Genomic DNA, 26,371 nt, shown 5'->3' with positions numbered 1-26,371 from the left:
GAACGGGCAAGGCGGCATTCTCGTCGTCAAGCGCCCGTGGCCCGCGATGATCCGCACGATCTGGGGCGACCCGGAGCGCTTCAGGAAGAGCTACTACCCGGAAGAACTCGGCGGCACGCTGTACCTCGCTGGCGACGGCACCGTGCGCGACAAGGACACCGGCTACTTCACGATCATGGGCCGGATCGACGACGTGCTGAACGTGTCGGGCCACCGGCTCGGCACGATGGAGATCGAATCGGCGCTGGTCTCGCACGAGCTGGTGGCCGAGGCGGCCGTGGTCGGCCGTCCTGACGACACGACGGGCGAGGCGGTGGTCGCGTTCGTGGTGCTCAAGCGTTCGCGTCCGGAAGGCGAGGAGGCCGCGGCACTTGCCAAGACGCTGCGCGACTGGGTCGGCAAGCAGATCGGGCCGATCGCGAAGCCGAAGGACATCCGCTTCGGCGACAACCTGCCGAAGACGCGCTCGGGCAAGATCATGCGGCGCCTGCTGCGCTCGCTCGCCAAGGGCGAAGCGATCACGCAGGACACGTCCACGCTCGAGAACCCGGCCATCCTCGAGCAGTTGAACCGTTCGCTGTAACACCGCCCGCCCGGGCGGAGCGTTTCGCTTCGTCGCGGTGCCGGGATGCGGTCGCATTCCGGCCCTCGCGAAGCACCGCCGTGCGTTCCCCGACGGCACGGCATGCAGGCGGCACGCGTCGATTCAGCCGCCGCAATATTAATTAGCTATACGTATTACTAAATTCAACAAAACGGAGACAGACGATGAAGATCACGACACGGACGATTTGCGCGGCGCTGCTCGGCGCGGCGGCGAGCACGAGTGTTTTCGCGCAGAGCAGCGTCACGCTGTACGGCGACCTCGACGCCGCGTTGCTTTACACGAGCCGGTCGCTCGATTCGACGACCGGCGGCAATGCGGGCCGCCAGTTCGCGCTGACCGATACCGGCATGACGCCGACCAACTTCGGCTTGACGGGTACCGAGGATCTCGGCGGCGGGCTGCACGCGAAATTCAAGCTCGAGAGCGGCTTCAACATCACCGACGGGGCGTTCGGCCATTCGAACGGCAACTTCTTCGGCCGCCAGGCGTGGGTCGGGATCGACGGCGGGTTCGGCGAAACGAAGGTCGGCCTGCAGTTCTCGCCGTTCGTGCTCGCGGTGCTCGGATCGGACCCGCGCAACGTTTCGCACTTCGGCGCCGCGCTGATCCCGTACGTCGACAACGTGCTCGTCACCGGCCTCTTCAACCCGAATGCGATTTCGTACACGAGCCCGACGATCGCCGGGCTCACGGGCAGCGCGATGTTCGGCTTCGGCGGAAAAGCCGGGGACTTCCAGGCGGGACGCCAGTATTCCGGCAGCCTCACGTATGCGAATGGCGGCTTCATGCTCAACGCGGCGCTCTACGACGGCAACGGCGGCACGTCGCCGACGCCGGTATCGAGCACGGTCGCGTTCGTCGGCCGCACGATCGGCACCGCCTACACGTTCGGGCCCTTGACCGGCAAGGCGTCGTTCACGAGCTACAAGGTTGCCGGTTCGTTCAGCAACAACGTGTACAGCGCCGGCCTCGACTATCGTGTCACGCCGGCCCTCGACCTGAACACCGGCGCGTGGTACACGATCGATCGCAACGATTCGCACAATCATTCGCTGCTCGCCGCGCTCGGCGCCGACTACAGCCTGTCGAAGCGAACGGGCCTGTACGCGCAGGTCGGTGTCGTCAACAACCATGGCGCGATGAATACGGGCCTCGGCATCACGGGCGGCGCGCTGTTCGGGTTGCCGGGCACGACGGTCGGCGTCAACGCCGGCATCCACCACGTGTTCTGACGCGGCGCGACGCGCCGGGCCGGCCGGGCAGCCCGCGTGCGCCCATCCGGCCCGGCGCCGGAACACGGCTGCCGCAAACGCCGCAAAAGCAGCAAAAGCCGTGAATGGCGGGCAACGCGCCGCACCGGCCCGACGATCCGCCATCGCGATCCCGGCCTCGATGTTTACCCGACCTCAAGTCCGTGCCCTCACTGCCGTCAAGACAGGAACGCACGCCCAGCATCCGCCGATGACCAGGCACGCGTCCCTTCAAGGAGACCCTGCAACGTGAACTTCTTCGGAATCGGCCGCGGCCACCGTTCGTCGCGCGCGCTCGTCGGCGACATCGCCGAGCAGGCCGGCAAGCTCGGCATCGAGATCTGCGACGTGTCGGGTCACGTCGAGGAAGTCGCGGCCCGCGTCGCCCGACAGGCGGAGGTCTGCCACACGCTGCGCGAATCGGCCGCCGTCACGTTGCGCGGCAATCACCGGATTGCCGAGGCCGCGCAGCAGGTGCGCGCCGTGAGCGCGAATGCGTCGAACGCGGTTCGCCAGTCGCAACAGACGATCGAGGCGTCGCTCGCCGACATCCACGGCCTCGTCGAAGGCGTCACGTCGATCGGCAACCAGATGGGTGCGCTGCGCGACGCGCTCGATCATGTACGGGCCGTGTCCGAGGAGATCTCCGTGATCGCGCGACAAACTCACCTGCTCGCGCTGAATGCCGCGATCGAGGCCGCACGTGCCGGCGATTCGGGCCGAAGCTTCGCCGTCGTCGCGGCCGAGGTCAAGAACCTATCCGCGAAGACCGGACAGGCGACGGCCCAGATCGAGACGACCCTCGCGCGCCTCGCCGAGCAGACCGAACACCTGATCGCGGAAGGAACCGACAACGCCGCCCGCGCGCATCGCGTGCGCGAGGGCACGCGTACGATCGGCGAAGTCGTGCACGCGACCGGGCACGCGATCACCGAGCTCGCCGGCGAGGCCGAGCAGATCGCGTCGCTGACGGATGACATCGAGACGCAATGCCACCGGCTCGACGAACAGGTCGGCGAGATGGCATCCGGCGTCGAGGATTCGAGCGACAACTTCTCGCAGGCCAAGGACCGGCTCGGCAACCTGCTCTCCGTCTCCGAGACGCTCATCGAACTCACGGCCGCGACCGGCATCGAATCGCCCGACACGCGCCTGATCGACACCGCGCGGCACACGGCCGCCGCGATCAGCAAGTGCTTCGAGGAAGCGGTCGGGCGCGGCGAAATCGCACTCGACGCGCTCTTCGACGCAAACTACGTGCCGATTCCCGGCACCGATCCGCAGCAGTTCATGACGCGCTTCACCGACTTCACCGATCGCGTGCTGCCGGCCATCCAGGAGCCGGTGCTCGGGATCGACGCGCGCATCGTCTATTGCGCGAGCTTCGACCGGCAGTGCTACCTGCCGACCCACAACCGGAAATTCTCGCTGCCCCAGCGCGCGGACGCCGCGTGGAACGCCGCGAACTGCCGGAATCGCCGGATCTACACGGATCGCACGGCGCGCACCTCCGTGTCGCATACCAAGCCGTTCCTGCTGCAGACCTATCGGCGCGACATGGGCAACGGCAACTTCGCGCTGATGAAGGACGTTTCCGCGCCCATCGTCGTCGGCGGACGGCAATGGGGCGTGCTGCGGATCGGCTACAGCGTCTGAGGCCGGCCCTGCACCGGCAGGCCGTCGTCCATCACTGTTCGAGCCCCACCGCCAGCGGCCGCTGATCGCCGCGGCCGTGATCGTCGACCACGCGCACCGTATAGCTGCCGGCCGTCCGCGGCTGCCAGAACAGCGCATCGCCCGGCACGCTGCGCCCGACGAACGCATCGTTGACGAACCAGTACAGCGCATGCGCGCTCGCATCGGCCGTCGCGTTGAACGCGATGCGCGTCTCCTCCGTGCTCTTCACGCGCATCGCATACGTACTGCCGCGCAACGGCGACGTGATGCGCGGCGGATCGCCGTCGACCTGCCCCGCGTCGCGGCACTCCGCGTTCTGCGGCGGCCGCCGGCGCGCAATGCCGGCCTGCACGAACACCTGCTGCAGATCCGACGGCCAGAACTCGAAGATCTCCGTATGCGTGCGCTTGCCGTCGTAAGGCGGGCACGCGGCCTTCCCCGTCGCGTCGTCGATCACGACCGGCCGGTGCACGGTGCTCACACGGATCGGCGACGTGCCCGGAATGAACCACGTCCAGCCCTGCTGCGGGCACCACTCGTTCGGCAGGTCGCCGCTCGCGAGGCAGATCCGCACGCGCTTCAGGCGCGGCGGCACCGCGCGCGGCGGCTCGACGAGCGTGCGCTCGGCATTCAATGCGTCGACGACCTGGAAGAACAGCGGCGCGGCCGCGTCGACGCCGACGAACGCCGTATTGGTCGAGTTGTCGAAATTGCCGACCCACACGACCAGCACGTACGGGCCGAACACGCCGGCCGTCCACGCATCGCGGAACGACCATGACGTGCCGGTCTTCCAGTAGACGGGCACGCTCGACGGCTGCGCGCCGCTCGTTTCGTCGGGGCGCAGATGCTGGCGCAGCATGTCCATCGTCATGTAGCTCGCCTCCGCGCTCAACAAGCGCCGGCCGGGCAGCGCCGGTTCGTCCGCGCGCAGCCGCAGCGGCCGGAATTCGCCGCGATTCGCGAGCATCGCGTAGAGGCCCGCGAGATCCTGCATCGTCACTTCGCCGCCGCCGAGCACGAGCGCGAGCCCGTAGTGCTGCGCGCTCGCGAGCCGACGCACACCGGCTTCCTGCAGAAACCGGTACAGGTCGGGAGACTTGAGCTGCGATGCGACCCACACGGCCGGCACGTTGCGGCTGCGGTTCAGCGCGTCGGTCGCGGTGATCGGCCCGAGGAAATGCCCGTCGAAATTCTCCGGCGCATACGGGCCGAACGCGGTCGGCACGTCGCGCAGCACCGTTTGCGGATGCAGCACGCCCTGGTCGAAACCGAGCGCATAGATGAACGGCTTGAGCGTCGAGCCCGGCGAGCGCCGCGCGAGCGTGCCGTTTACCTGCCCGTCGATCGTGCGGTCGAAGAAGTTCGCGGAACCGACCAGCGCCTTCACGCCCATGTCGCGCGTATCGACGAGGATGGCCGCCGCATTGCGCACGCCGCGCGTGTCGTTGCGCGCGACATAACGCGCGATCTGCCGTTCGAGCGTGCGCTGCAGGTCGAGATCGAGCGTCGTCACGAGCCGCGCGCCGCCGTCGCTGTCGTCCGGCGCACCGCCCGAGGCCGTGCGCCACGCGCTGCGCGCGGCGAGGGCCTGGTCGACCGCGTGCGGCGCATCGAAAGGCAGCGCCGACAAGGGCCGCATCGCAAGCGGCAACGCGAACAGCGGCTTGAGCGACGCATCGCCCGGATGCTTCGTCAGCCAACGCGCATACAGCCGGTTGCGCGACGCGGCCAGCGCACGGTTGATCTCGTCCTGCCCGCCGCGCACGCGCCGCGCCGGGTCCTGCGGAATCACCGCGAGCGCGAGCGCCTCGGGCAGCGTCAGCGCATCGGGCATCCGGTCGAAATACACGACGCTCGCGGTGCCCGCGCCTTCGACGTTGCGGCCGTAGGGCGCATCGTTCAGATAGGCTTCGAGGATCTGCCGTTTCGAATAGAAGAGTTCGAGCTGCACCGCGCGCGCAACCTGCTCGAGCTTGCCCGCCGGCGTGCGCGTGTTCAGCCGCCACAGCGAGCGCGCGAGCTGCATCGTCAGCGTCGAGCCGCCCTGCGGATTGCCGCCGCGCACATACGTGATCCACGCACCACGTGCGAGGCCGTAAGGGTTGAAGCCGGGATGCCAGCGGAACCAGCGGTCCTCGTGCAGCATCACGGCCTCGACGAGCTGCGGCGACATCCGGTCGAGCGGCACCCACAGGCGGTAGCGGTCGTCCTTCGCCAGCGTGAGCCGCAACAAGCGGCCCTGTGCATCGACCACCGCGACCGACGACGGCTTCCAGTCGCGCAGCGGCGGATGCGGCCACAGCCGGCACGCGGCCAGCGCACCGAATACGAGCAGCGCGCCGGCGATCCAGTTCTGCCAGCGATGCAGCCAGCGGCCGGCGCCGCGCAGCGCGCGCCGCAGCACCGGGGCGTCAGCCACGCGCGGGCACTCCGCGCATCCGGCACCTCTGGCACGGCCGTTGCAGCCGCGTCGTCATCGCACGCGCTCCACGGTCAGTGCCGTGCCGCCGGGTGCCTGTGCCTGCACGCGGCGGTCGTACATCGACTCGCCGTAAGCCGGCGGCGCGACGAAGCGGCCCGCGTTGCTCGCCTTGATCCGGTAGACGAACTCGCGCACGTCGGTCGTCGCCGTGCCGTAGATCACCACGCGGTCCTCGCGCACGTCCGCGAACTGCGGCTGCCACGTGGAGCCCTTGACGCCGATCGGCGAACGCCACGGCGCATCGGCCGCGGGCGCCGACGCGCCGCCGTCGCTGTCGGCGTCCTGCGTGTCGGCGACGGGCGGCGGCGCGATCACCGGATCGAAGCCGCCGGGCAGCAGGTCGACGATCGCGACGTTGCCGACGTTCGCCTGGCCCGTCGCGCGGATCTTCAGGTGCACGTCGATCTCCTGGCCGAGCGTGATCTTGCCGAGCGGCTTGCCGTCCGTGTCGGTGTAGTCGCGCACGATCTCCAGGCCGTTCCGGATCGCCTTCGTCGACGTGCCGCGGTCGTAGCCCGACTGGCTCGCGATCCACCACGCGGGCAGCGTGCTGCCGTTCACGAAGTCGACACGCGACGCACCGGCCGTCCACGTACCCGAGCGCACGAGGTTCGCCTGGATCGACGACACGTCCTTCGGCGCGGCGCCCGCGCGCACCTCGTCGATCGCGAGCTGGTCGAGCTGCCCCGCGCTCGACGCCGCATACGCATCGAGCGCGAGAATCGTCATCGCCGACGACAGCGTGTTGTAGCGGTTGTCGACGAGCGGCGCGGCGAGGTTGTCCATCGCGCGCGGCGACAGCTTGCGCACGCGCTCCGGGAAGTGCTTCGCGATCAGGTACAGCACGCTCGCGTCGCGCGTCAGCGGATCGAGGTAGTAGCCGGTCGCGTAACCGCCGTCGGACGCGCGCTTGCGCTCGAGCAGCGCCTGCGGGCCCGCGATCAGCGCCGCGGCCTCCTTGTCCTGCTTCAGCAGCTGGTACGACGCGGCAAGCCAGGCGGCCGCGAGGTCGTTCTTCCAGTCGTTCGGATACGCGTCCTGCAGCCGCTTCTGCACGGCCGCGAGGCTGTTGGTCGTCACGTTGCCCTGGCGCGTCAGCAAGTACACCGCGTAAGCGCGCTGGCGCAGCAGGTCGAGCGAACCGAGCGAATCGTTCGCCGCGAGCTTCTGCAGATACTGGTTGCCCGCGTCGAGCATGTCCTTCGGCACGGCGATGCCGCGCTCGCGCGCGTCGAGCAACACGTGCATCGCGTACGCGGACACGAACGGATCGGCGTCGGGCGTCGCGCTCCACAGGCCGAACCCGCCCTGCGCGTTCTGCCGGCCGCGCAGCACGCCGAGGAACTGCGCGATCGCCTCCGCATTCGACGTGTCGGCGCCGGCGTCGGTCGCATGCATCGCGCTCGTCAGCGCGCGCACCGACAGCCACTTCGCCGCGAACACGTGCGGCACGGCCGCGCTCACCATCTGTTCGCTGCAGTAGTGCTCGAAGTTGACGAGATACGACGCCACGCCTTCGGACAGCACGAGCGGCGCGGTCGAGATGCTCGCGTCGCGCGATGCATACGCGTCGTACATCGACCGCAGGTTCGGCACGCTCGCCTTCTTGCCCGGGTCGAGCCGCGCGATGTCGAGTTGCGTGCGGAACGCGGCGGCCGGCCGCACCGACACGTCGACGCGTTGCTGCGCGCCCTTCGCGCCGTAGCGCGCACCGAACGACAGCGCGCCCGAGCCGAGCGTATCGGTCGCCTTCACGCGGAACATCGCGACGCCCTCGTGCTGCGGCGCGAGCGCGACGTTCTGCGTGGCCGGCCCGATCACCTGCAACTGCGGCCCCGTCTTCAGCGTGACCGCGACCGGCACCGGCTGGTTGCCGGCGCCCGTCAGGTTGTTCGAGACACCGACGCTGACGTCGGCCTCGTCACCCGGCGCGAGCGTCGTCGGCACGTTCGGCGACAGCACGAAGTCGCCGCGCACCGTCGTCGCGCCCTCGAACGTGCCGACCAGGTCCGGCGACACCGACACGGCCATCACGCGCAGCTTGCCGTTGAAGTAGTCGGGCACGGTGTAGCTCAGGCGCGTGTCGCCGTTCACGTCGACGATCCCCGACCAGTAGACGACCGGCTTGTCGCGCTTGCGCTTGAACGGGTTCAACTGACGGCCGATCGCGTCGTCGGCGTCGCCGCCCGGCGCGGCCATCGCCATCAGCTTCTCGAAGTCCGGCAGGATCAGGTCGAGGATCTGCGACGTGCCGACTTCGAGCATCCGCTTGCGGAAGAAGAACTTCAGCGGATCGCCGAGCTTGTAGCGCGCGACCTGCAGGATGCCCTCGTCGACCGCGAACACGACGACCTTCGCGGGCTTCGCCGAATGCACGGTGAAATTCACCGTGTCGCCGGGTTTCACGAGCGCCGGCGCATCGACCGACAGCGCGTTGCGGCGCGCATCGAGGTTCACCGAGAACGGCACGACGCCGTAGCTCAGCGGGCTCATGAAGATTTCATCGGACGACGGATCGCGGATGTACTGCACGTTGATGTAACCGTTGCCCTCGAAACCGGCCGGCACCGTGATGTGCTGGATCGAGCTCGTCGTGTCCGCATGGAACCATGCATGCGCATACACCTTGTCGCGCTCGATCGTGATCAGGCCGCTGCCCGCGTAAGGCGCGCGGATCGCGATCTCGACCTGCTCGCCCGGCTTGTAGTCGTGCTTCGCGAGGCTCACCTGCAGCTCCGCGTTGCGGTCGAGCGAACGCGTGACGTTCGCGTCGCCCGTGACCGAATACTCGATGCGGTTCACCGCGGCGCCGTCCGCGTTGCGGATCACGAGCGCATAGCTGCCCGGCTTGTCGGTGCGCAGCGTGAAGTCGAGCCCGGCCGCCGGAATCGTCAGCGGCTTCTCGTCGACGGGCACCTCCTTCAGCCGCGAATCGTATTTGTATGCGCCGGAATCCTGCTTGGTCAGCACCGACACGTAGCGCTCCTCGACCAGCTGCGCGCGCAGGCCCTTCACGTCGATCGCCTTCGCGTTCGGATCGATCGCGACGAGCCGCACCGTGCGCGGGCTGCCGCGCTTCACGTAGCCGAGATCGTCGACGGACTTGTAGCCGACGAGCCAGTCGTTGTTCGACACGAGCGTCTGCGCGTTCGCGGCGACGTTGCGCCCGCCCTCCGCCTCATAGGCCTTCGCCTGGAAGTAGAGCTGGTAGGTCGAGTCCGCGTACTTGTCGAGGTCGAGGTCGAATTCGGCATGGCCGTGCTCGTCGGTCGTGCCGTCCTGCAGCGTCGTCGTGTAGCCCTCCTTCGCGCGGCGCGCGTCGAAGAAGTGATAACCCTGCCAGCTGCGGAACGACGGCCACACCGGGCGCAGCGTCAGCGTCGCCGCGACGCGACGCTTCTCCGCCGGCGTGCCGAACAGGTTCTGCGCGTCGACGACACCCTTCAGCCCCTTCGGCTTCACCCACCCTTCGACGACCTGCTGCGACAGCTTCGCGTCGACCTTCATCCGGTCCGGCAGGAACTCCTTCACCTGCACCGTCGTGCTGCCGATCGGCTCCGCGCCGGGCTGGCCGTCCTTGACGATGTACAGGTTGACCGTCCACGTGCCGGTCGGCGCCGTTTCGGCCGTCGTATAGCCGAGCTCGGTGAAGCCCGACGCATCGACCGTCACCGGCTTGCGCTCGACCGTGATCCCGCGCGGGTCGACGATCTCCGCCTGCAGCGGCACGCCTGCCGGGCTGCGCGCCCAGCTCGCGGCACGCACGATCAGGCCGATGTGGAACGGATCGCCGGGCCGGTACAGGCCGCGATCCGAGAACAGGTACGCGGACAGTTGCCCCTGGCCCGTCGCATTGCGCTCGCCGTCGACGTCGAAACGCGAGAAGTCGAGCTGGCGATCGCGGCCGGCCACCGGCAGGAACGACAGGTCGGTGTCCTTCTTCACGACGTACAGCTGCGGACGTTTCTCGCGGTCGAGCCCCTTGAACGCCGGGAAATGCACGATGCCGTCGGCGGCGGTCGTCTGCGTGAACAGTGCCTGGCCGTTCACCGCGAGCACCGATACCGTTGCACCCGCAACCGGCTTGCCCGTGCGGATCGACTGGACGAACACGTCCTGGCTGCCGTCGAGCGCCTTCTTGACCAGCATCCCGAGATCGGTCACGACGATCAGGCGCGTATCGCCGAGCGCGCTGTCGCTATCGTCGCCGTTGCCGCTGCTGTCGCCCGAATCGGCGTTGTCGGACTGATCCTGGCTGCCGTCGCCGGACGAAGCATCGCCATCCTTCGCGTCGTCGGCCTTTTTCTTCTCAGCGGCCGGATCGTACTTCGTCAGGTGCAGCAGAAACACGCCGCGCTTGCCGCCCTTCAGGTACTGGCCGAGATCGATGCCTTCGTAATGCGCCTTGCCGGGGTCGCCGGCCGGGAATGCGCGCGTCTGCACGAAGCGCTCGACGATGTGATCCTCGCTGAACGAATACGACAGCTCGGGCCGCGCGTACGTGCCGTTGTTGAAGCTCACGAGATGCTGGAGCTGGTCAGGCAGCACGCGGCCGATCTCGACCTTCATCCCCGGCAGGTTGCGCGACACGACCGACAACCGCTTGCTGCCGCTCATCGACAGCAGCGAACCGTCGGCCATGAAGCGCAGCAGCTTCGGATAGTCGGGCACCGTGAACGCGGTCGTCACGGGCTTGCCGAGCAGGTAGCCGCCAGCCGACTTCAAGTCGCCCTCGAACCGCACGACGACGCGCTCGCCCGGCGTCGCGTGGTACTTGAAGCTCTGCAGCGTCGCGAAATCGTTCTCGGTGGGCACTGCCTCGAGCGGCAGCGGCTTCGACTGCTTCAGCACCGCCTCGCTGATGTCGGCCACGTTCCATTCGTACGGCGGATCGTCGTCCGACTGATCGACGCCCGGCTTGCGCTTCGGCAGCACCCACGCCTTCGCGCGCGCGGCGAGATCGGCGCTGCGCACGCCGTCGGACGCTTCCGCGACGATCACCTGCTCGGGCTCGTAGCGCTCGTTGTCGACGAGCGTCGGCGCGATGTTGTCGATCGACAGGCTGTACAGCCCCGGCACGTCGACCGATGCGTGCAGCACGTCGGGCGTGCCGTTGCCGCCGCGCGCGCTCTTCACGCCCTTGTCGACGTCGAGCCGTGCGACCAGCGGATCGCGCGGAATCTCGAGCGGCTGCGAATACACCCACGCGCTCGTCTTCATCTTGTCGTAGTTGACCGTGTAGCGCAGCGGCGTCGCATTCTTGCCGTCGCGGCCGACCAGCACGAGGCCGATGCGCTTCTCGAATTCGGCCGGATCGACCGGATAGTTGAAGCGCAGCTGCAGCAGCGCCTGTTTCTCCGCCGGATTGTCGGGATTCCGGTAGAACTCGTTGTTGCCGAACGTGGCGGCAAACGCGGGCACATCGAACGCGAAGCGGTCGTCGTGCATCGTCACCTGCGGCGCGAACACCCGGTGCACCGCGAAACGCACCTCGACGTGCGCGCCGACCGGCCAGTCGGCCGCCGGCGTGAAGCGCAACGTCTTGTCGTCGACCCACGCCCACGCGCCCTTGAGCGCGGGCGTCATCTCGATGCCGTCTCCGGCCGGCTTGCCGACCTGCTCGATCGGCGCGGCCGATTGCGCGAACACGACGTCGAGCGGATGCACGGTGATCTTCGGCTTGTCGCTGTCGTCCACCTCATAGGTGGTGATCGGCGGCGCCTTCACGGTGAAAGTGACGGTCTCGGGCTCCGGCGGCTTCGGCCGATGCTTGAACCAGTAACCGCCGTAGCCGAGCGCGGCCGCGAGCAGCACGAGGCCGCCGGCATGCCACGGGCGGCGGCGCACGGCCGCGGCGGTGATGCCCATCCACGCGGGCGCCGTCCACGACACGTCGCCGACCAGCGGCCGCAGCGCGCAGCCGAGCAGCCACCAGACGAAGCCCGCCGCGCGAATCGGCAGGAGCAGCAGGAAGCGCAGCAAATCCATGTTGTTATTTCCTTGTTCAAGGACGTGCGGCCGGCTTCGGCGGCGTTCCCCGAGATTTATTGGTCTGTGACGGCGCGGCCCTGGTTGCGCCGGAATGCTTGGAATGTGGTGTTCGACCGGATGCTGGCCGCCATTATCGATCAGACCCGAAACGATGGAAATATCGGTGTGCCGGCGCGCAACGCCGGCCGTCGACCGGCCGGTCGGACGGGATTTCGGCGCGCCGCCCCAACCGCTGCGCGCACCCGCGCCGCGTTCGCTAGAATGCGCGGCTCGGCACGAATCGAATCGAAATGAAAGGAACCCGCTTGAAACTCCCGTTCGAATGGCAGATCGGGCTGCGCTACGCGCGCGGCGGCCGGCGCTCGGCCGGCGACGGCTTCGTGTCGTTCATTGCCGGCGCGGCGATGGCCGGCATCGCGCTCGGCGTCGCCGCCCTGATCGTCGTGCTGTCGGTGATGAACGGTTTCCGGACCGAAGTGCGCGACCGGATGTTGTCGGTGCTCGCGCACGTGGAAATCTTCTCGCCCACCGGCGCGATGCCCGACTGGCGGCTCACCGCGCACGAATCGCTGCGGAATCCGGCGGTGCGCACCGTCGCGCCCTACGTCGACGCGCAGGCGCTGCTGACGAACGCGGGCAGCGTGACGGGCGTCGCGCTGCGCGGCATCGATCCTGTGCTCGAGCCGCGCGTGTCCGAGATCGCGCGCAAGCCGAAGACGGGGCGGCTCGACGCGCTCGTACCGGGCGGGATGGGCATCGTGCTCGGTTCGGCGCTGGCCGACGCGCTGCACGTGAAGATCGGCGACCGCATCACGTTCTTCGCGCCCGGCAACACCGCGCGCATCGGCGACGCGCTGCCGCAGTTCCGGCAGTTCAACGTGGTCGGCACGTTCGAGTCGGGCCACTACCAGTACGACAGCGCGCTCGCATACATCCATATCCGCGACGCGCAGACGCTGTTCAACGTGCGCGCGCCGACCGGCATCCGGCTGCGCCTCGACGATCTGCAGCGCGCGCCGGACGTCGCGCTGGAACTGTCGCGCTCGCTGTCGGGCGATCTCTACATCCGCGACTGGACGCGGCAGAACCGCACGTGGTTCGAGGCCGAGCGGCTGCAAAAGCGCATGCTGTCGCTGATCCTGATGCTGATCGTCGCGGTCGCCGCGTTCAACCTCGTGTCGTCGCTCGTGATGACCGTCACGCAGAAGCAGGGCGACATCGCGATCCTGCGCACGCTCGGCGCGCCGCCCGGGTCGATCATGAAGATCTTCGCGATCCAGGGGATGACGATCGGCCTCACCGGCACGCTGGCGGGCGTCGCGCTCGGCTGCGCGATCGCGGTGAGCATCCCGTGGGTGCTGCCGGCGGTCGAGCGGTTGCTCGGCATCCACTTCCTGACGCCGTCCGTGTACTTCCTCAGTTCGCTGCCGTCGAAGCTCGCGGTGGCCGACGTGATCGAGATCGCCGCGGCCGCATTCCTGATGTCGTGCGTCGCGACGCTCTACCCGAGCTGGCGCGCCGCGCGGGTACGGCCGGCCGAAGCGCTGCGCGACGAATAGGCGCGCGGCGCTTCGGCATGGCGCGCCGTCATGCCGTCTCGTGAAAACCGAGGCTATGGGTGCCGTTCAGGATGTCCTCGAACGCGTTCCCGAAGCCGACGTCGATCAGGCCCGCACGCCTGCCGTACGTCTTCTGCCCCGACACGTCGCTGACGAAGATCGCCGCGCCCGACGACAACTGACGATCGGTATCCAGCAGCGCGAGCGTGCCGCGTGCGCTGCCGGCCGACTCGTCGAAGTTCAGCCGCGTGCCGTCCTGCGTGGTGAAATGCCCGCCGACCTCTTCGAATTTCCGGTTGCGCGCGACGGACGCGTTCATCTCCTTCATGAAGAGGAAGTCCGCGTCGGCGCGCTGGCTGGCCACCTTGCGATCGTCGTCGGAGAACGTGTCGCCCACCGCGGCGGCGCCCTGCTCGGCGAAGTCGACGGCCTGCTGGTGAAACTCGCGCGTCGCGAGCACGAGGCCCGCGTTCGCGTTCAGCGTCGACTCCACCCACGCGCGATCGCTCTCCGTCATCGTCTTCGACACGACCTTGATCCGGCCGTTGTCGGTCATGAAGTCGAACTTCGCGTCGGCCAGGTCCGGGCGCTTCGCGATGATCTCCTGCAGGCTCGTCGCGAGCTGGCTGGTGACGTCGCGCAGCTTCGTCGACAGGTCGCCCAGGATCGTCATCTGCTTCGTGCGCGCCGCCTGCATCGCGACCGGGTCCAGCGCCCGGATCTCAAGCGGCGTGTCCTGCGGTTTCCCGGCCGCCGTGTCCGCCTGTCGACGCCCGTCGAGCGCGGCTTCCTGCACCATCTGCGCGAGCGTCAGGCCGCTCGCTGCCGTGACTGAAATCGTCATGCCCTCTCTCTCCTTTCAATCCGTTTTTTACCGTTTACGGACAAATTTCGAGGAAATTTAGACCGATCGCACATCGATCGCGAAGCGCGCGCCAATACTTTGTTTGACTTGAGCTAAAAAAGTTTGACACCGAGATTTCACTGAGATAAGTTTGCGCAAGCTTCCGGAAAGCAATCCGGCTCGCCTCGCCGACTCGCGTCGCGCTTTCCTGCCGTTGCAGCACCGCCGTTCGCACCATCCCCGCCTCATCGCATCGTGCCGTTCCGTTTCATCCGAAACCAGAAGGAAGATCGGGCATGCCCACATTTGATTCGCACTCCTCCATTCATTTCGCACCGCCGGCAGCGGGCCGACCGCGCGTCATGAAACGGCTGCCGTGCTGACGCTTTCCGGTCGGGGCAATGCAGTCGCCCCGACACCCGCCGGGTTGCGCGACGCGTGACGCGCGTCGACGCCGGCCGTGACACCCGGGCATTGCGCCCGGCGCTTTCGAAGGTGCAGTTCCGCTTCATCCGATGCAGCACCCGGCCGGGCCGCGGGGGGCATATCGCGGGCCGGCCGGTTCCGGACAATCACAACAAGAGGTCGACAATGGACATTCATCGAACCGGATTGCGTCGCGCGTGGCTTCCCGCGCTCGTGGCGGCCACGACGCTCGCCGCGTGCGGCGGCGACGACGGCGGCAGCGTGGCGGGCGTCTCGGCGCTCGCGCAGGGCCAACAGGAGGGGGCCGCCGCATCGGCGGCCGACAAGCAGTCGCTCGCATCACGCTTCTCGCCGTCCGGCGTCCCGTACGCCAATCCGGCCAGCGGCGGCCGCTACCGCCCCGTGATCGCGAACGGCCAGGTGCAGCCGTCGCTGTCGGGCGGCACGATCGAGGAGAACGCGTGGGTCGACACGTCGGTCGATTCCGACGGCGACGGCACGCGCGACCGCATCCACGTGCGCATCGTGCGCCCGACCGAAACCGCGAACGGCGCACGCACGCCCGTCATCGTGCTCGCGAGCCCGTACTACGCGGGCCTCGCCGACAGCCCCGACCACAACGTCGACGTCGAACTCGACGGCACGCCGCACCCCGCCGCCAATGCGCCGGCGGCCGCGGCCGCGTCGACCTCCGCGCACATCATGGCTGCCGCGCCGCAGGTGCGGATGCTGCAGCAGGTGGAAGCCGCCGCCGCCGGGCGCTCGTGGATCGAGGGCTACTTCATTCCGCGCGGCTTCACGATCGTCTACGCGGATTCGCTCGGCACCGCCGGCTCGGACGGTTGCCCGACGATCCTCACGCGCGACGAATCGGTCGCGATGGCATCGGTGATCCGCTGGCTCGGCCGCGACGCGACCGCGAAGGACGCGAACGGCAAGACGGTCGTCGCGAACTGGTCGACGGGCCACGTCGGCATGTACGGCGTGTCGTACGACGGCACGCTGCCGAAGATGGTCGCGAGCCTGCGCACGCGCGGGCTCGATGCGATCGTGCCGGTCGCCGGGTTGACGAACATGTACGGCTACTACCGCTCGGGCGGGCTCGTGCGTGCGCCGGAAGGCTATCAGGGCGAAGACGTCGACGTGTACATCAAGGCGCTGCTGACGAACGCGCATCCGGAGCGTTGCACGCACCTGATCGACGAAGCGTTGCAGCAGGAAGACCGCAAGACCGGCGACTATTCGCCGTTCTGGGCCGCGCGCGACATCCCGACCGGCTTCGCGGTCGCGCCGGCGCTCGTTGCGCAAGGGTTGACCGACGACAACGTGCGCGTCGACCAGTCGACGTCGTGGTATCTCGCGATGCGGCGCCAGGGCGTGCCGACGCAGCTGTGGCTGCACCGCCTGAAGCACACCGACCCGACCCGCGTGCCGGCGATGGCCGATGCGTGGACCGCGGAGGTGAACCGCTGGTTCACGCGTTACCTGATCGGTTACGACAACGGCGTCGAACGCGATCCGCGCGCGGTGATCGAGCAGGCGGACGGCACGCTGCTGAAGGAAGCGGACTGGGCCGCACGCCACGCCACGCCGGTCACGTACTTTGCCGGCGGCGACGGCGCGGGCACCGGCACGCTGCTGCGGCAGCCGACCGGCGGCCCGCTCGCGCGCTTCACGGACGATGCGCGCATCCCTGCGCTCACGCTGGCGAACACAGCGACGGGTGAAAACCGCAGCCGCTTCGAAACCGCGCCGCTCACGGCCGCGACACGCCTGTCCGGCGCCGCGACCGCACGCGTCAGGCTGACCTTCACGGCGGTGGCCAACGTGACGGCCCTGCTGGTCGATCGTGCGCCGGACGGTACGGCCACGATCGTCACGCGCGCGTGGACCGACCCGCGCAACCGGCTCTCCGAGTGGCTGTCGGAACCCGTGCTGCCCGGCTTGCCGTACGACCTGAAGCTGACCTTCATGCCGCGTGACTACAAGCTGGAAGCCGGCCACCGGCTGGGGCTCGTCGTCCTGTCCAGCGACAACGAGGCAACGCTGCGGCCGACGCCGGGCACGGGCCTCACGCTCGATCCGGCCGGGACGTCGGTGACGGTGCCGCTGGCCGCTCTCTAAAAAAGCGGCATGCCCTCCTGCCCGTCGCGCGGCCACGACCGCGTGGCGGACAGGGGCGGTACGCAGCGCCGCATCAACTCAAGGGCAACACCGTTACATCTCGTCCATTCAACTCCCCCGTTTCCCTAAAACGCTGCGCCCGAATAATAATTTCACGTTCCATCAATCAAGCGACGCTTTAAATCAAAAAACGAAACAAAATACTGTCGCTTGACATCGAAAACCCATCGACTAGATTTCAAAAAAATCCGGGCACGCTGAAGCGGTCGGCGCGAGACTCGCCTGATTCGCACGTCACCTCATGCCCGTCAACGGTTGCGGACATCTCGTTCGGCGGACCTCGCTTTCGTTTTCTTGCATCGGGTACGCAGGATTCCCTGTTTCAGTCGAAGCCCCGCCCGCCTCGACCGGGCAACCGCCTATCGCAGCCATCACTACCGCACCACGAACCGGAATCCCGGCATTCCAGTACATGACGTCGCGCCCCACTTCGGAGAATTGCGATGAGCAATCTGTCCACCGATACGACAGCCGCTTCAACCCTGCCATTGAATCATCGAGGCAGCATGCCGTTCGTGGCGATTCGGGGCCCGGAGCGGAGCGATTACGAATCCCGGGTCGTACAGGCTTACCAGGACGACCCGCAGAACTGGAGCAAGGCCATCGGCAATCGTCTCTGGTTCCAGTTCGGCGTATATGACCATTTTCAATCGTCCGGGCCGATCGACCTCGACGAATCCGGTCTCCGCTATTTCGAACGGCAACTCGAGATCGCCGGACTGGAAATGCCGGATGACAAGCCGGTCAACCGGATACTCGATATCGGATGTGGATGGGGAACGGTGCTGCGGGATCTGGCCGAGCGATTTCCCGACTGCCATCGCCTGGATGGCATCAACATCAGCGATCGCCAGCTCGAATACTGTGCCGAGATGAATGCGGCGCGGGGATTGTCCGGCAGGATCAAGCTGTTCCGGTGCAATGCGCTGGACATCGATTTGCTGCCGGATATCGAGCGACCCTACGACCTCGCGATCATGCGCGGGGAGATCTCCCACTTTCCGTACGATCTCTTCGAAATGGTGATGGCAAAACTCCGGCAGCGGCTGACCCCGACCGGGACCGTCATTATTTCGGACAACCTATATAACGTCGATCTCTCGGAATATCGCTCCGATACGCCTGACATGGTCGACAGGCTGGCGTGCAAGTATCGCAAGACGCCGGCGTACCTGCGCCAGGTGTTCGAGCAAAGCGGTTTCTCGGTCAAGGACATGCGGATCCTGCCTGACAGGACCGACGCGACACGATGGTTGTTGAGCGTGCAGGACAACATCGAGCGGCATTTCCCGGCGGGCGCAGTCGGGGCACTGGAGGAACTCCGCGTCATGTGCGAAAGCCTGGCGGTCGCCATCGTCAAGCATCAGGTTTCGATCTACAGCTTCGTGCTCGAGCGCGATCGATGAAATCCGTCCTTCTTCCGGCCGCCGAACGTCCTGCACGAGAACCTGCCATGAAAGACATTCCCAACTTCGTCCGCAACCTGCCCGGCCTGCCGAAGCCCGGGGAAAAAATATTCCACCCGGACTTCCATCTGCAACTGAAACCGATGTGGCATCCGCTCCACGACGAGACGGAGCGCCGGATCGCGCTCACCGACAGTCCTTATATCCTCGCCCATTACGGCAGCCAGAAGGCGGTGGAACACTATCTGGCACAAAGCATGCCGTCATTCGGGGGCCTGTGCTATCCGCACACCCTGAACGACAGGATCTACGATCTCGAACGGATGATGAGCATCACGACGCTGATCGACGACACCATCACCAACCCGGACATGCTGGAGCAAACGCAACGGCGGTCGGCTTTGCGACAGCACTACTTCGACGCGATCGCAGGCATCCGGCCGCCGGATACGGCCCCGATCGCACAACTGCTGCATGACGGGCGGCTCCCCATCAAGGACCAGCTATTGTCGAAACCGCGCGTCTGGAAACGGCTGGAGGAATCGCTTCACACGTTGATCATCAGACAGACGGATCCCTTGGCGCTGAAAATGGACGAGTTAACGTTCGACGCCTACCTGGAAATGCGGCGCATCGACAATTACGGGGAATGGGCCGCCATCATGACGGAGTACGCGATCGACGTGGACATGACCGATCACCTGATTGCCGACCGATCGCTGGCAGAAATGAGAACGGCCGCCATCGACTCGATTACGCTGGTCAACGACCCGTATTCATTCCGAAAGGAAATCCATATCGCCGATTCGGTCAATTCCGTCTGGCTGCTGATGTATCGCGAAGGCCTGAAACTCCAGGATGCATTGAACAAGCTGGCGACGCTGGTTGCCGAAAACGAGCGCAACCTGATGGCCGCCCGCGATCGTGTCCTGGCCGGCCCGTTGGGGAACCGGGCGGATGTGCGTGCCTATGTGACCGAACTGGAGCATCTGGCCTCCGGCAACGCGGAATTTCACGCAATCAGCACGCGCTACCACGGCCGGGATTTCAAAGGGAAACGGTTCATTTCCGGCGAGGTGACCATTCGGCCGCTACCGTCCACCGATGAAGTGGCAGCGGCGGACCGGGCGGGCGAGCGTCCCGCGAACTGATTCACCCGATCGGGAGTCCGGCCCGGTTCCCGGAGGCATGCCGGTTTCGCAGCCGCGTCGAGCGGGGCGGCCCCGACGCCGACCGCGACCTTCAGACCGCGACCTTGTTTCGCACCGGCAGCGCAAACCGCCGATCACACCGGCGTCAACACCGGCTGCCCCGCGAAATGCCGCTTCGCGTTGTCGAGAAACTGCTGCACCGAGCGATCGAGCGCCTCCGGCGACCAGCCGCCCATGTGCGGCGTCAGCACGACGCTGTCGAGATCCGTCAGCGCGCGCGGCGGTTCCGGTTCCCCTTCGTACACGTCGAGCCCCGCGCCCGCGATGCGCCCTTCGCGCAACGCGTCTGCCAAAGCAGCGGTATCGACAACGCTGCCGCGCGACACGTTGACGAGAAAACCGCCCGGCCCCAGCGCATCGAGCACGGTGCGGTCGATCAGGTGCCGCGTGCCCGCGCCGCCCGGCGTCGCGACGATCAGGAAATCGGCCCACTGCGCGAGCGCGTCGACGCGGTCGAAGTAGCGATAAGGAACGTTCTTCTCCGACCGGTTGTGATAACCGATCTCGATGTCGAAGCCGGCCGCGCGACGCGCGCACTTCTCGCCGATCTTGCCGAGCCCGACGATGCCGAGCTTCCTGCCCGACACGTTCGGCGGCATCGGCAGCCCGTCGCGCCACACGCCGGCACGGGTTTTCGCATCGAGCGGCACCACGTTGCGCACCGCCGCGAGCAGCAGCGCGAACGCGTGGTCGGCCACGCAGTCGTCGTTGGTGCCGGCGCCCGTCACGACCGTGACGCCGCGCGCCTTCGCATGGGCGACGTCGATGTGCTCGTAGCCCGCGCCGAGCGCGCTGACGAACGTGAGTTGCGGAAGCCGGTCGATCTCGGCGCCGGTGAGCCCCGTGCTGCCGTTGGTCAGCACCGCGCGTATCGTGCCGCCGTGTTCGGCGATCGCGCGTTCGCGTTCTTCGGCAGTCGGGGCATGGCGCACGTCGAACGACGCGGCGATCTCGCGGTGCGCGTCGCCGCGCAATGCGATGAGGACCAGCAGCTCGGGTTTCATGTCAGCAATTGTCGGCAGGCGGAGACGAAATCGAGTGTAACAAGCCCGCGCGACTCATGCAGGCTATCCCCACGCGGGCTGTGGACACGCCGCCGCACGCGGTTTGCCAAAGCCCGCCCAGTCAAGTAACGTGCGGCCTACGCCCCCGTCCTGGAGATTGGCTCATGAAGCTCGCCCTGCCCGCCCGGATTCTGGGCCTCGCGTTCGCCGCTGCCCTCGTCGCACCCGGCGCGCACGCCGACGCACCCGTCGTGGTGTCGTCGAAGATCGACACCGAAGGCAACCTGCTCGGCAACCTGATTTCGCAAGTGCTGAAGGCGCACGGCATCCCCGTCACCGAAAAGATCGCGCTCGGCACCACGCCGATCGTTCGCAAGGCGCTCACGAGCGGCGAGATCGACATCTACCCCGAATACACGGGCAACGCCGCCTTCTTCTTCAACAAGGCCGACGATCCTCTGTGGAAGAACGCGAGCCAGGGTTACGACGCCGCGAAGAAGCTCGACTACGCGGCGAACCATCTGGTGTGGCTCGCCCCGGCGCCCGCGAACAACACGTGGGGCGTCGCGTTGCTCGCCCCCGTCGCGCAGTCGCAGCACCTGAAGACCTTCTCCGATTTCGGCAAGTGGGTCGCGGGCGGCGGCAAGGTGAAGCTCGCCGCGTCGGCCGAATTCGTGAACAGCGCGTCGGCGCTGCCGTCGTTCGAGAAAGCGTACGGCTTCAAGCTGAAGCCCGAGCAGCTCGTCGTGCTGTCGGGCGGCGACACGGCCGCGACGATCAAGGCCGCCGCGAACCAGACCGACGGCGTGAACGCGGCGATGGTGTACGGCACCGACGGCGGCATCGCGTCGAGCGGCCTCGCGGTGCTCGACGACGACAAGCACGTGCAGCCCGTCTACGCGCCGGCGCCCGTGATCCGCGAAGCCGTGCTGAAAGCGCACCCGCAGATCGCCGATTACCTGAAACCGGTGTTCGCGAGCCTCGACCTGAAGACGCTGCAGTCGCTGAACGCGCGCATCCAGATCAACGGCGAGCCGGCGGCCGGCGTCGCGAAAAGCTACCTGAAAGCGAAGGGCTTCGTGAAATGACCGAACGCGCGGCGGCGTCCGCGCGGCGCGTGATCCCCGACAAGGTCGGCATCCTGATCGGAATCCTCACGATCGTCGCGGTGCTCGGCCTGCCGTTCGTCGTGCTGCGGCCGAACCGGATCGCGGCCGGCACGGGGCTGTCGGTGTTCGCCGCGCTGCCGGCGATGCAGGGCGCGGCGCTGGCCGCGCTGTGGATCGCCGGCGCGCTGTGGGCGATGAAGGCGAGCCGCCCCGCGTGGCGGCTCGCGGCCGGCTGCGCATGGCTCGCGACGCTCGCGTACGCGCTCGGCGCGGCCGCGACGCACGTCGTCGCCGCCGACGACATGCTCGCGCGCGTGTCGCCCGACGCGGGCGTCTGGCTGCTGCTGTTCGCGTGGGCCGTGCTCGTCGCGGACGCGCTCGCACGGCTCGCATTCGGCCCGTGGCGGCGCCTCGCCGCGCTCGTCGTCGCGATCGCCGCGATCTCGGTGCCGCTCGCGAGCGGCTGGTGGGACGGCCTCTCCGTGATGCGCGAATATGCGGTGCGCAGCGACGATTTCTGGCGCGAAGCGATCCGTCACGTGTCGCTCGCGGGCGGCTCGGTGGCCGCCGCGCTCGTCGCGGGCGTGCCGCTCGGCATCGCCTGCGCGCGCATCGCGGCGGTGCGAACCGTCGCGATGCCCGTGCTCAATATCGTGCAGACGATCCCCAGCATCGCGATGTACGGGCTGATGATGGCCCCGCTCGGGCTGCTGGCCGCACACGTGCCGCTCGCGGCCGCGCTCGGCATTCGCGGCATCGGCGTCGCGCCGGCCGTGCTCGCGCTGTTCCTGTATTCGCTGCTGCCGATCGCGTCGAGTGTCGTGGTCGGGCTCGGACAAGTGCCGCCGCACGTGACCGAAGCCGCGCGCGCGATGGGCATGACGCGCGCGCAGCGGCTGCTGCATGTCGACCTCGTGCTCGCGCTGCCGGTGATCCTGAGCGGCGTGCGCATCGTGCTCGTGCAGAACATCGGGCTGACCGCGGTCGCCGCGCTGATCGGCGGCGGCGGCTTCGGCACCTTCATCTTCCAGGGGATCGGGCAATCGGCCGCCGATCTCGTGCTGCTCGGCGCGATCCCGACGATCGCGCTCGCGCTGGTGGCCGCCGTCATATTCGAAGCCGCGACCACGCTCGCGAAGGGGCGTACAGGATGATCGAGATCGAACATGCAGGCAAACGCTTCGGCGATGTCGTCGCCGTCGACGACGTTTCGCTGACGATGCAGCGCGGCACGATCACCGCGCTCGTCGGTGCGTCGGGCAGCGGCAAGTCGACGCTGCTGCGCATGATCAACCGGCTGATCGCCCCCACCAGCGGCACGATCCGCATCGACGGCGTCGATACGGCGACCGTCGCGCCCGAACAGCTTCGGCGCGGCATCGGCTACGCGATCCAGGGGCACGGGCTGTTTCCGCACTGGAGCGTCGCGCGCAACATCGCGACCGTGCCGCGCCTGCTCGGCTGGCCGGCCGCGCGCATCGACGCGCGCGTGAACGAACTGCTCGACCTGTTCCATCTCGCGCCGGCCGAGTTCGCGGACAAGCTGCCGCACGAACTGTCGGGCGGCCAGCAGCAGCGTGTCGGCGTCGCGCGCGCGCTCGCGGCCGAGCCCGCGATGCTGCTGATGGACGAGCCGTTCGGCGCGCTCGACCCGATCATCCGCGGCAAGGCGCAGGACGACCTGTTCGCGTTGCAGCGCCGACTCGGCATCACGGTCGTGATCGTCACGCACGATATCGAGGAAGCGCTGAAGCTCGGCGACACGATCGCGGTGATGGACGGCGGCCGGCTGCTGCAGGTTGCGCCGCCGGCCGAGATTCTCGGCAAGCCGGCGGCCGGTGTCGTCGAGCAGCTCGTCGCGGGCGTCGACCGGCCGCTGCGCCTGCTCGCGCTAACGCCGATCGACGCGGTGGCCGAACCCGGCCATGCGGACGGCGAGCCGATCGACGCGACGCGCACGCTGCGCGATGCGGTGTCGGAACTGCTGTGGCGCGGTGTCGACGCATTGCCCGTCGACGACGGCGATGCACGCAACGCGCGCGGCGCGCGCCGCATCACGCTCGACGCGATCCGCGCGCACGCCAGGCAGCCCGCATGACGACGCCGGATACCATGCAACGCACACGGCCCTTGCGTTCGCCCCTGCCCCGCCACGTTGCCGCGTTCACGGCGCGCGCCGCCGCGCTCGCGCTGCTGCTCGTGCTGCTGGTGCGGCCGATGTGGCTGCAGGGCCTTTTCGCACCGTTCGCGGACAACGGCGCGCCCGTCATCTACGATCGCGCGAGCCTGCTCGACCTGACGCTCGCGCATCTCGGCACGGTCGCGCTGTCGAGCCTGATCGGCACGATCGTCGCGGTGGCGGCCGGGATCTTCGTCACGCGGCCGGCCGGCGCGGATTTCCTGCCGGTCGCGCGCAGCGTCGTCGACATCGGCCAGACCTTCCCGCCGGTCGCGGTGCTCGCGCTCGCGGTGCCGGCCGTCGGCTTCGGGCTGAAACCCGTGCTGATCGCGCTCGTGCTGTATGGTCTCTTGCCGGTTTTCGAAAGCACGATCGCGGGGCTCGAGGACGTGCCGCGCGATGTCGTCGACGCCGCGCGCGGGATGGGGATGAGCGGCTGGCAGCAACTGGTGTCGGTCGAGCTGCCGCTCGCGTTCCCGGTGATCGTCAACGGCATCCGGCTCGCGGTCGTGATCAATCTCGGCACCGCGACGATCGGCTCGACGGTCGCCGCGCGCGGCCTCGGCGACGTGATCATCGCGGGCCTGCAGACGTCGAATACCGCGTTCGTGCTGCAGGGCGGCGTGATCGTCGGGCTGCTCGCGGTGCTCGTCAGCGATGCGATCGGCGCGATCGCGCGAGTGGCGAGCGCGCGGCGCGCCTAGAAGTCGTCGCGACATTTTCCAAGGGAGAAGCCATGGCTGTCCTGGACACCGGCCCGTTTTTTCATGGCACGAAAGCGGATTTGCGGATCGGCGACGTGCTGACGGCGGGCTTCAGATCGAATTACCGGGATGACGTCGTGATGAATCACGTTTATTTCACGGCCCTGCCCAAGGGCGCCGGCCTTGCCGCGGAAATGGCCAAAGGCGACGGCAAGCCGCGGGTCTATATCGTCGAGCCCACCGGGGCATTCGAAAACGACCCGAACGTCACGGACAAGAAATTCCCGGGCAATCCGACGCGCTCGTATCGAAGCACATCGCCTTTGAAGATCGTCGGCGAACTCGATCACTGGGAACCGTACGATCCGGCGTTCATTCAGCAACTGAGAATCCGCATCGAAACCGGCATCGGCGAGATCATCAACTAGCGGTCATCCGGACTCCGATGCGTGTCCGCGCAACGATCGCCGCGTCGATCGTTGCGAACGTCACAAGCCTACACATCGCTTTCATTCGAGCCGGCGCTCGACCGTCTTGCCCGATTGGCCGATATACTATGCGCCTCCCATTTCCCCGCACTCGACCATGCGACGACGCTTTTTCTGGCTGATCGTGCTCTCGCTCGGCATTGCGCAACAGGTATCGGCTCAGCAAACGCCCGCAGCGCCTGCCTCTGCGCCCGACGTGCTGGCGTCGGCGCCGGCTGTCGCCTCCGCGCCGCTCGCGAACGCCGACGATCAGCCGAACGAAGCAAACCGCCGCATCACGTCCTACCTGACGAAGAAATTCGGTGTCGCGAAGGAACGGGCCGCCAAGCTCGCCGATATCGTGAGCGTCACTGCGACGAAATATTCGCTGCCTCCCGCACTCGTTTACGCCATCATCTCGATCGAATCGCGCTTCCAGGAAAAGGCGCGCGGCCAGCACGGCGCGACCGGACTGATGCAGGTCGTGCCGTCCGCACACCGCGGCATGCTGCGTAACGTGAAGGACCTGACCGAACCGAATGCGAACGTCGAGGCCGGCTCCCGGATTCTCTCCGGCTACGTGAAAGCGGCCGGCGGCAACGTGCTGGCCGGGCTGAAGAGCTACAGCGGCGGATCCAGCGCGTATGCGGCGAAGGTCATGCAGCGGGTCGATTCGTTCCGGTTCGTGCTCGAACCCGACGACGACACGAAAGCCGCGAACGAGACGAAGGCGCGGATGGTGCCGGTGAGCGAATCGACGTCGACATCGACGTCGGCGCGCAACGCGCAATAAGCAGGTACGTCGCACACGTCCCGCCCCATGACTCCCTCTCCGCGCATGCGCGACACGATCCGGTACGTCACCCGCCTTCTTGCCGTCGCCGCGCTCGCGAGCGGCGCAGCGTCCGCGTTCGCCGCGGTCGATTGCGAACGGCAGGGGCCGACGATGGATGCGGTACGCCGGTGCGTCGTCGACAACAACAACCAGGAAGTGGAACGCGCGTACCGGTCGCTCGAACGCAAGACCCGGCAACGCAACCCCGATGCGGCGAAACAGCTCGCGAAATCGCAGGCAAGCTGGTACGGCTTCGCGAGCGACACGTGCGACTACGTCCGAGCCGCCAATCCGCAGCAGATGATTCCGGACGACGCGTGGCTGAACTGCTGGGTCGACTTCAGCCAGGCGCGCGTGCGCATCCTGAAGAAATGGGAAGCGCAGGGCGACGCGCCGCAGCCGGCGCAGCAGTAAACGGCGGACGATCGTCCGC

General features: G+C 67.6%; 19 protein-coding genes. 15 read left to right on the top strand and 4 right to left on the bottom strand.

Annotation, left to right across the window (positions count from 1 at the left end; genetic code table 11):
- From VK92_RS00090 to VK92_RS00080, 3 genes are all read left to right on the top strand, one after another.
- On the top strand, window positions 1–583 hold a 583-nt coding region (locus VK92_RS00090), incomplete at its 5' end, for an AMP-binding enzyme (protein WP_048024909.1).
- 185 nt (window positions 584–768) lie between these two features.
- Window positions 769–1,839 (top strand): porin, encoded by a 1,071-nt coding sequence (locus tag VK92_RS00085; protein WP_048024907.1) that lies wholly within the window; start codon window positions 769–771, stop codon window positions 1,837–1,839.
- A gap of 267 nt (window positions 1,840–2,106) precedes the next feature.
- A complete protein-coding gene (locus tag VK92_RS00080; protein ID WP_048024905.1) occupies window positions 2,107–3,513 on the top strand; it encodes a methyl-accepting chemotaxis protein in 1,407 nt (468 codons plus the stop codon).
- Between the two features lie 31 nt (window positions 3,514–3,544).
- Here VK92_RS00080 and pbpC read toward each other — a convergent pair whose 3' ends face one another.
- Both pbpC and VK92_RS00070 read right to left on the bottom strand, forming a co-directional pair.
- Complete coding sequence (gene pbpC, locus VK92_RS00075) at window positions 3,545–5,956, bottom strand: penicillin-binding protein 1C (RefSeq protein ID WP_053076296.1); 2,412 nt, start codon at window positions 5,954–5,956, stop codon at window positions 3,545–3,547.
- A gap of 54 nt (window positions 5,957–6,010) precedes the next feature.
- Window positions 6,011–12,007, bottom strand: coding sequence for an alpha-2-macroglobulin family protein (locus VK92_RS00070; protein WP_048024903.1), 5,997 nt, complete (start codon window positions 12,005–12,007; stop codon window positions 6,011–6,013).
- Between the two features lie 12 nt (window positions 12,008–12,019).
- Between VK92_RS00070 and VK92_RS41395 the strand changes: the two genes are divergently transcribed.
- Together VK92_RS41395 and VK92_RS00065 are read left to right on the top strand one after the other, a co-directional pair.
- Window positions 12,020–12,304 carry a hypothetical protein gene (locus VK92_RS41395; protein ID WP_131723327.1) on the top strand — a complete coding sequence of 95 codons (285 nt, stop codon included), beginning with the start codon at window positions 12,020–12,022 and terminating at the stop codon, window positions 12,302–12,304.
- Between the two features lie 11 nt (window positions 12,305–12,315).
- The gene (locus tag VK92_RS00065; protein ID WP_048024902.1) at window positions 12,316–13,569 is read left to right on the top strand and encodes a lipoprotein-releasing ABC transporter permease subunit; all 1,254 of its coding nucleotides are present in this window, start codon (window positions 12,316–12,318) and stop codon (window positions 13,567–13,569) included.
- Between the two features lie 28 nt (window positions 13,570–13,597).
- On the opposite strand, the gene VK92_RS00060 is transcribed toward VK92_RS00065, so the two are convergent.
- Window positions 13,598–14,413 (bottom strand): hypothetical protein, encoded by an 816-nt coding sequence (locus VK92_RS00060; RefSeq protein ID WP_048024901.1) that lies wholly within the window; start codon window positions 14,411–14,413, stop codon window positions 13,598–13,600.
- A gap of 591 nt (window positions 14,414–15,004) precedes the next feature.
- Between VK92_RS00060 and VK92_RS00055 the strand changes: the two genes are divergently transcribed.
- The 3 genes from VK92_RS00055 (at window position 15,005) to VK92_RS00045 (ending at window position 19,580) form a co-directional block, all read left to right on the top strand.
- Window positions 15,005–16,963, top strand: a complete 1,959-nt coding sequence (locus VK92_RS00055; protein ID WP_048024899.1) for a Xaa-Pro dipeptidyl-peptidase — start codon at window positions 15,005–15,007, stop codon at window positions 16,961–16,963.
- 503 nt (window positions 16,964–17,466) lie between these two features.
- A complete protein-coding gene (locus VK92_RS00050) occupies window positions 17,467–18,429 on the top strand; it encodes an SAM-dependent methyltransferase (protein ID WP_048024897.1) in 963 nt (320 codons plus the stop codon).
- A gap of 47 nt (window positions 18,430–18,476) precedes the next feature.
- Window positions 18,477–19,580 (top strand): terpene synthase family protein, encoded by a 1,104-nt coding sequence (locus VK92_RS00045; protein WP_053076295.1) that lies wholly within the window; start codon window positions 18,477–18,479, stop codon window positions 19,578–19,580.
- Between the two features lie 134 nt (window positions 19,581–19,714).
- Here the strand turns inward: VK92_RS00045 and VK92_RS00040 are convergent, their stop codons facing one another.
- Entirely contained in the window at window positions 19,715–20,644 is a 930-nt protein-coding gene (locus VK92_RS00040) for a 2-hydroxyacid dehydrogenase (protein ID WP_027790641.1), read from the bottom strand.
- A gap of 164 nt (window positions 20,645–20,808) precedes the next feature.
- On the opposite strand from VK92_RS00040, the gene osmF reads away from it, so the two are divergent.
- The 7 genes from osmF to VK92_RS00005 all read left to right on the top strand — a co-directional run bounded on the left by osmF (window position 20,809) and on the right by VK92_RS00005 (window position 26,352).
- Window positions 20,809–21,732: a glycine betaine ABC transporter substrate-binding protein OsmF gene (osmF, locus tag VK92_RS00035; RefSeq protein WP_027790640.1), complete on the top strand. Its 924-nt coding sequence runs from the start codon at window positions 20,809–20,811 to the stop codon at window positions 21,730–21,732.
- Entirely contained in the window at window positions 21,729–22,907 is a 1,179-nt protein-coding gene (locus VK92_RS00030) for an ABC transporter permease (protein WP_048024894.1), read from the top strand. Before osmF ends, VK92_RS00030 begins: the two co-directional genes overlap by 4 nt.
- Complete coding sequence (locus VK92_RS00025) at window positions 22,904–23,851, top strand: ABC transporter ATP-binding protein (RefSeq protein WP_048024892.1); 948 nt, start codon at window positions 22,904–22,906, stop codon at window positions 23,849–23,851. The genes VK92_RS00030 and VK92_RS00025 overlap by 4 nt, the downstream gene beginning before the upstream one ends.
- Window positions 23,852–23,865: 14 nt before the next feature.
- Entirely contained in the window at window positions 23,866–24,636 is a 771-nt protein-coding gene (locus tag VK92_RS00020) for an ABC transporter permease (protein WP_104766717.1), read from the top strand.
- 32 nt (window positions 24,637–24,668) lie between these two features.
- On the top strand, window positions 24,669–25,064 hold the full coding sequence (gene arr, locus VK92_RS00015) for an NAD(+)--rifampin ADP-ribosyltransferase (protein WP_048024889.1): 396 nt from the start codon (window positions 24,669–24,671) through the stop codon (window positions 25,062–25,064).
- Between the two features lie 157 nt (window positions 25,065–25,221).
- Complete coding sequence (locus VK92_RS00010; RefSeq protein WP_048024887.1) at window positions 25,222–25,896, top strand: lytic transglycosylase domain-containing protein; 675 nt, start codon at window positions 25,222–25,224, stop codon at window positions 25,894–25,896.
- A gap of 27 nt (window positions 25,897–25,923) precedes the next feature.
- Entirely contained in the window at window positions 25,924–26,352 is a 429-nt protein-coding gene (locus tag VK92_RS00005) for a lysozyme inhibitor LprI family protein (RefSeq protein ID WP_230953549.1), read from the top strand.
- Window positions 26,353–26,371 lie beyond the last annotated feature (19 nt).

The sequence above is a fragment of the Burkholderia sp. LK4 genome (assembly GCF_001043615.1).
In the GTDB taxonomy this organism is placed as follows: Bacteria; Pseudomonadota; Gammaproteobacteria; order Burkholderiales; family Burkholderiaceae; genus Burkholderia; species Burkholderia cepacia.
This window is presented reverse-complemented; position numbering and strand designations above follow the sequence as displayed.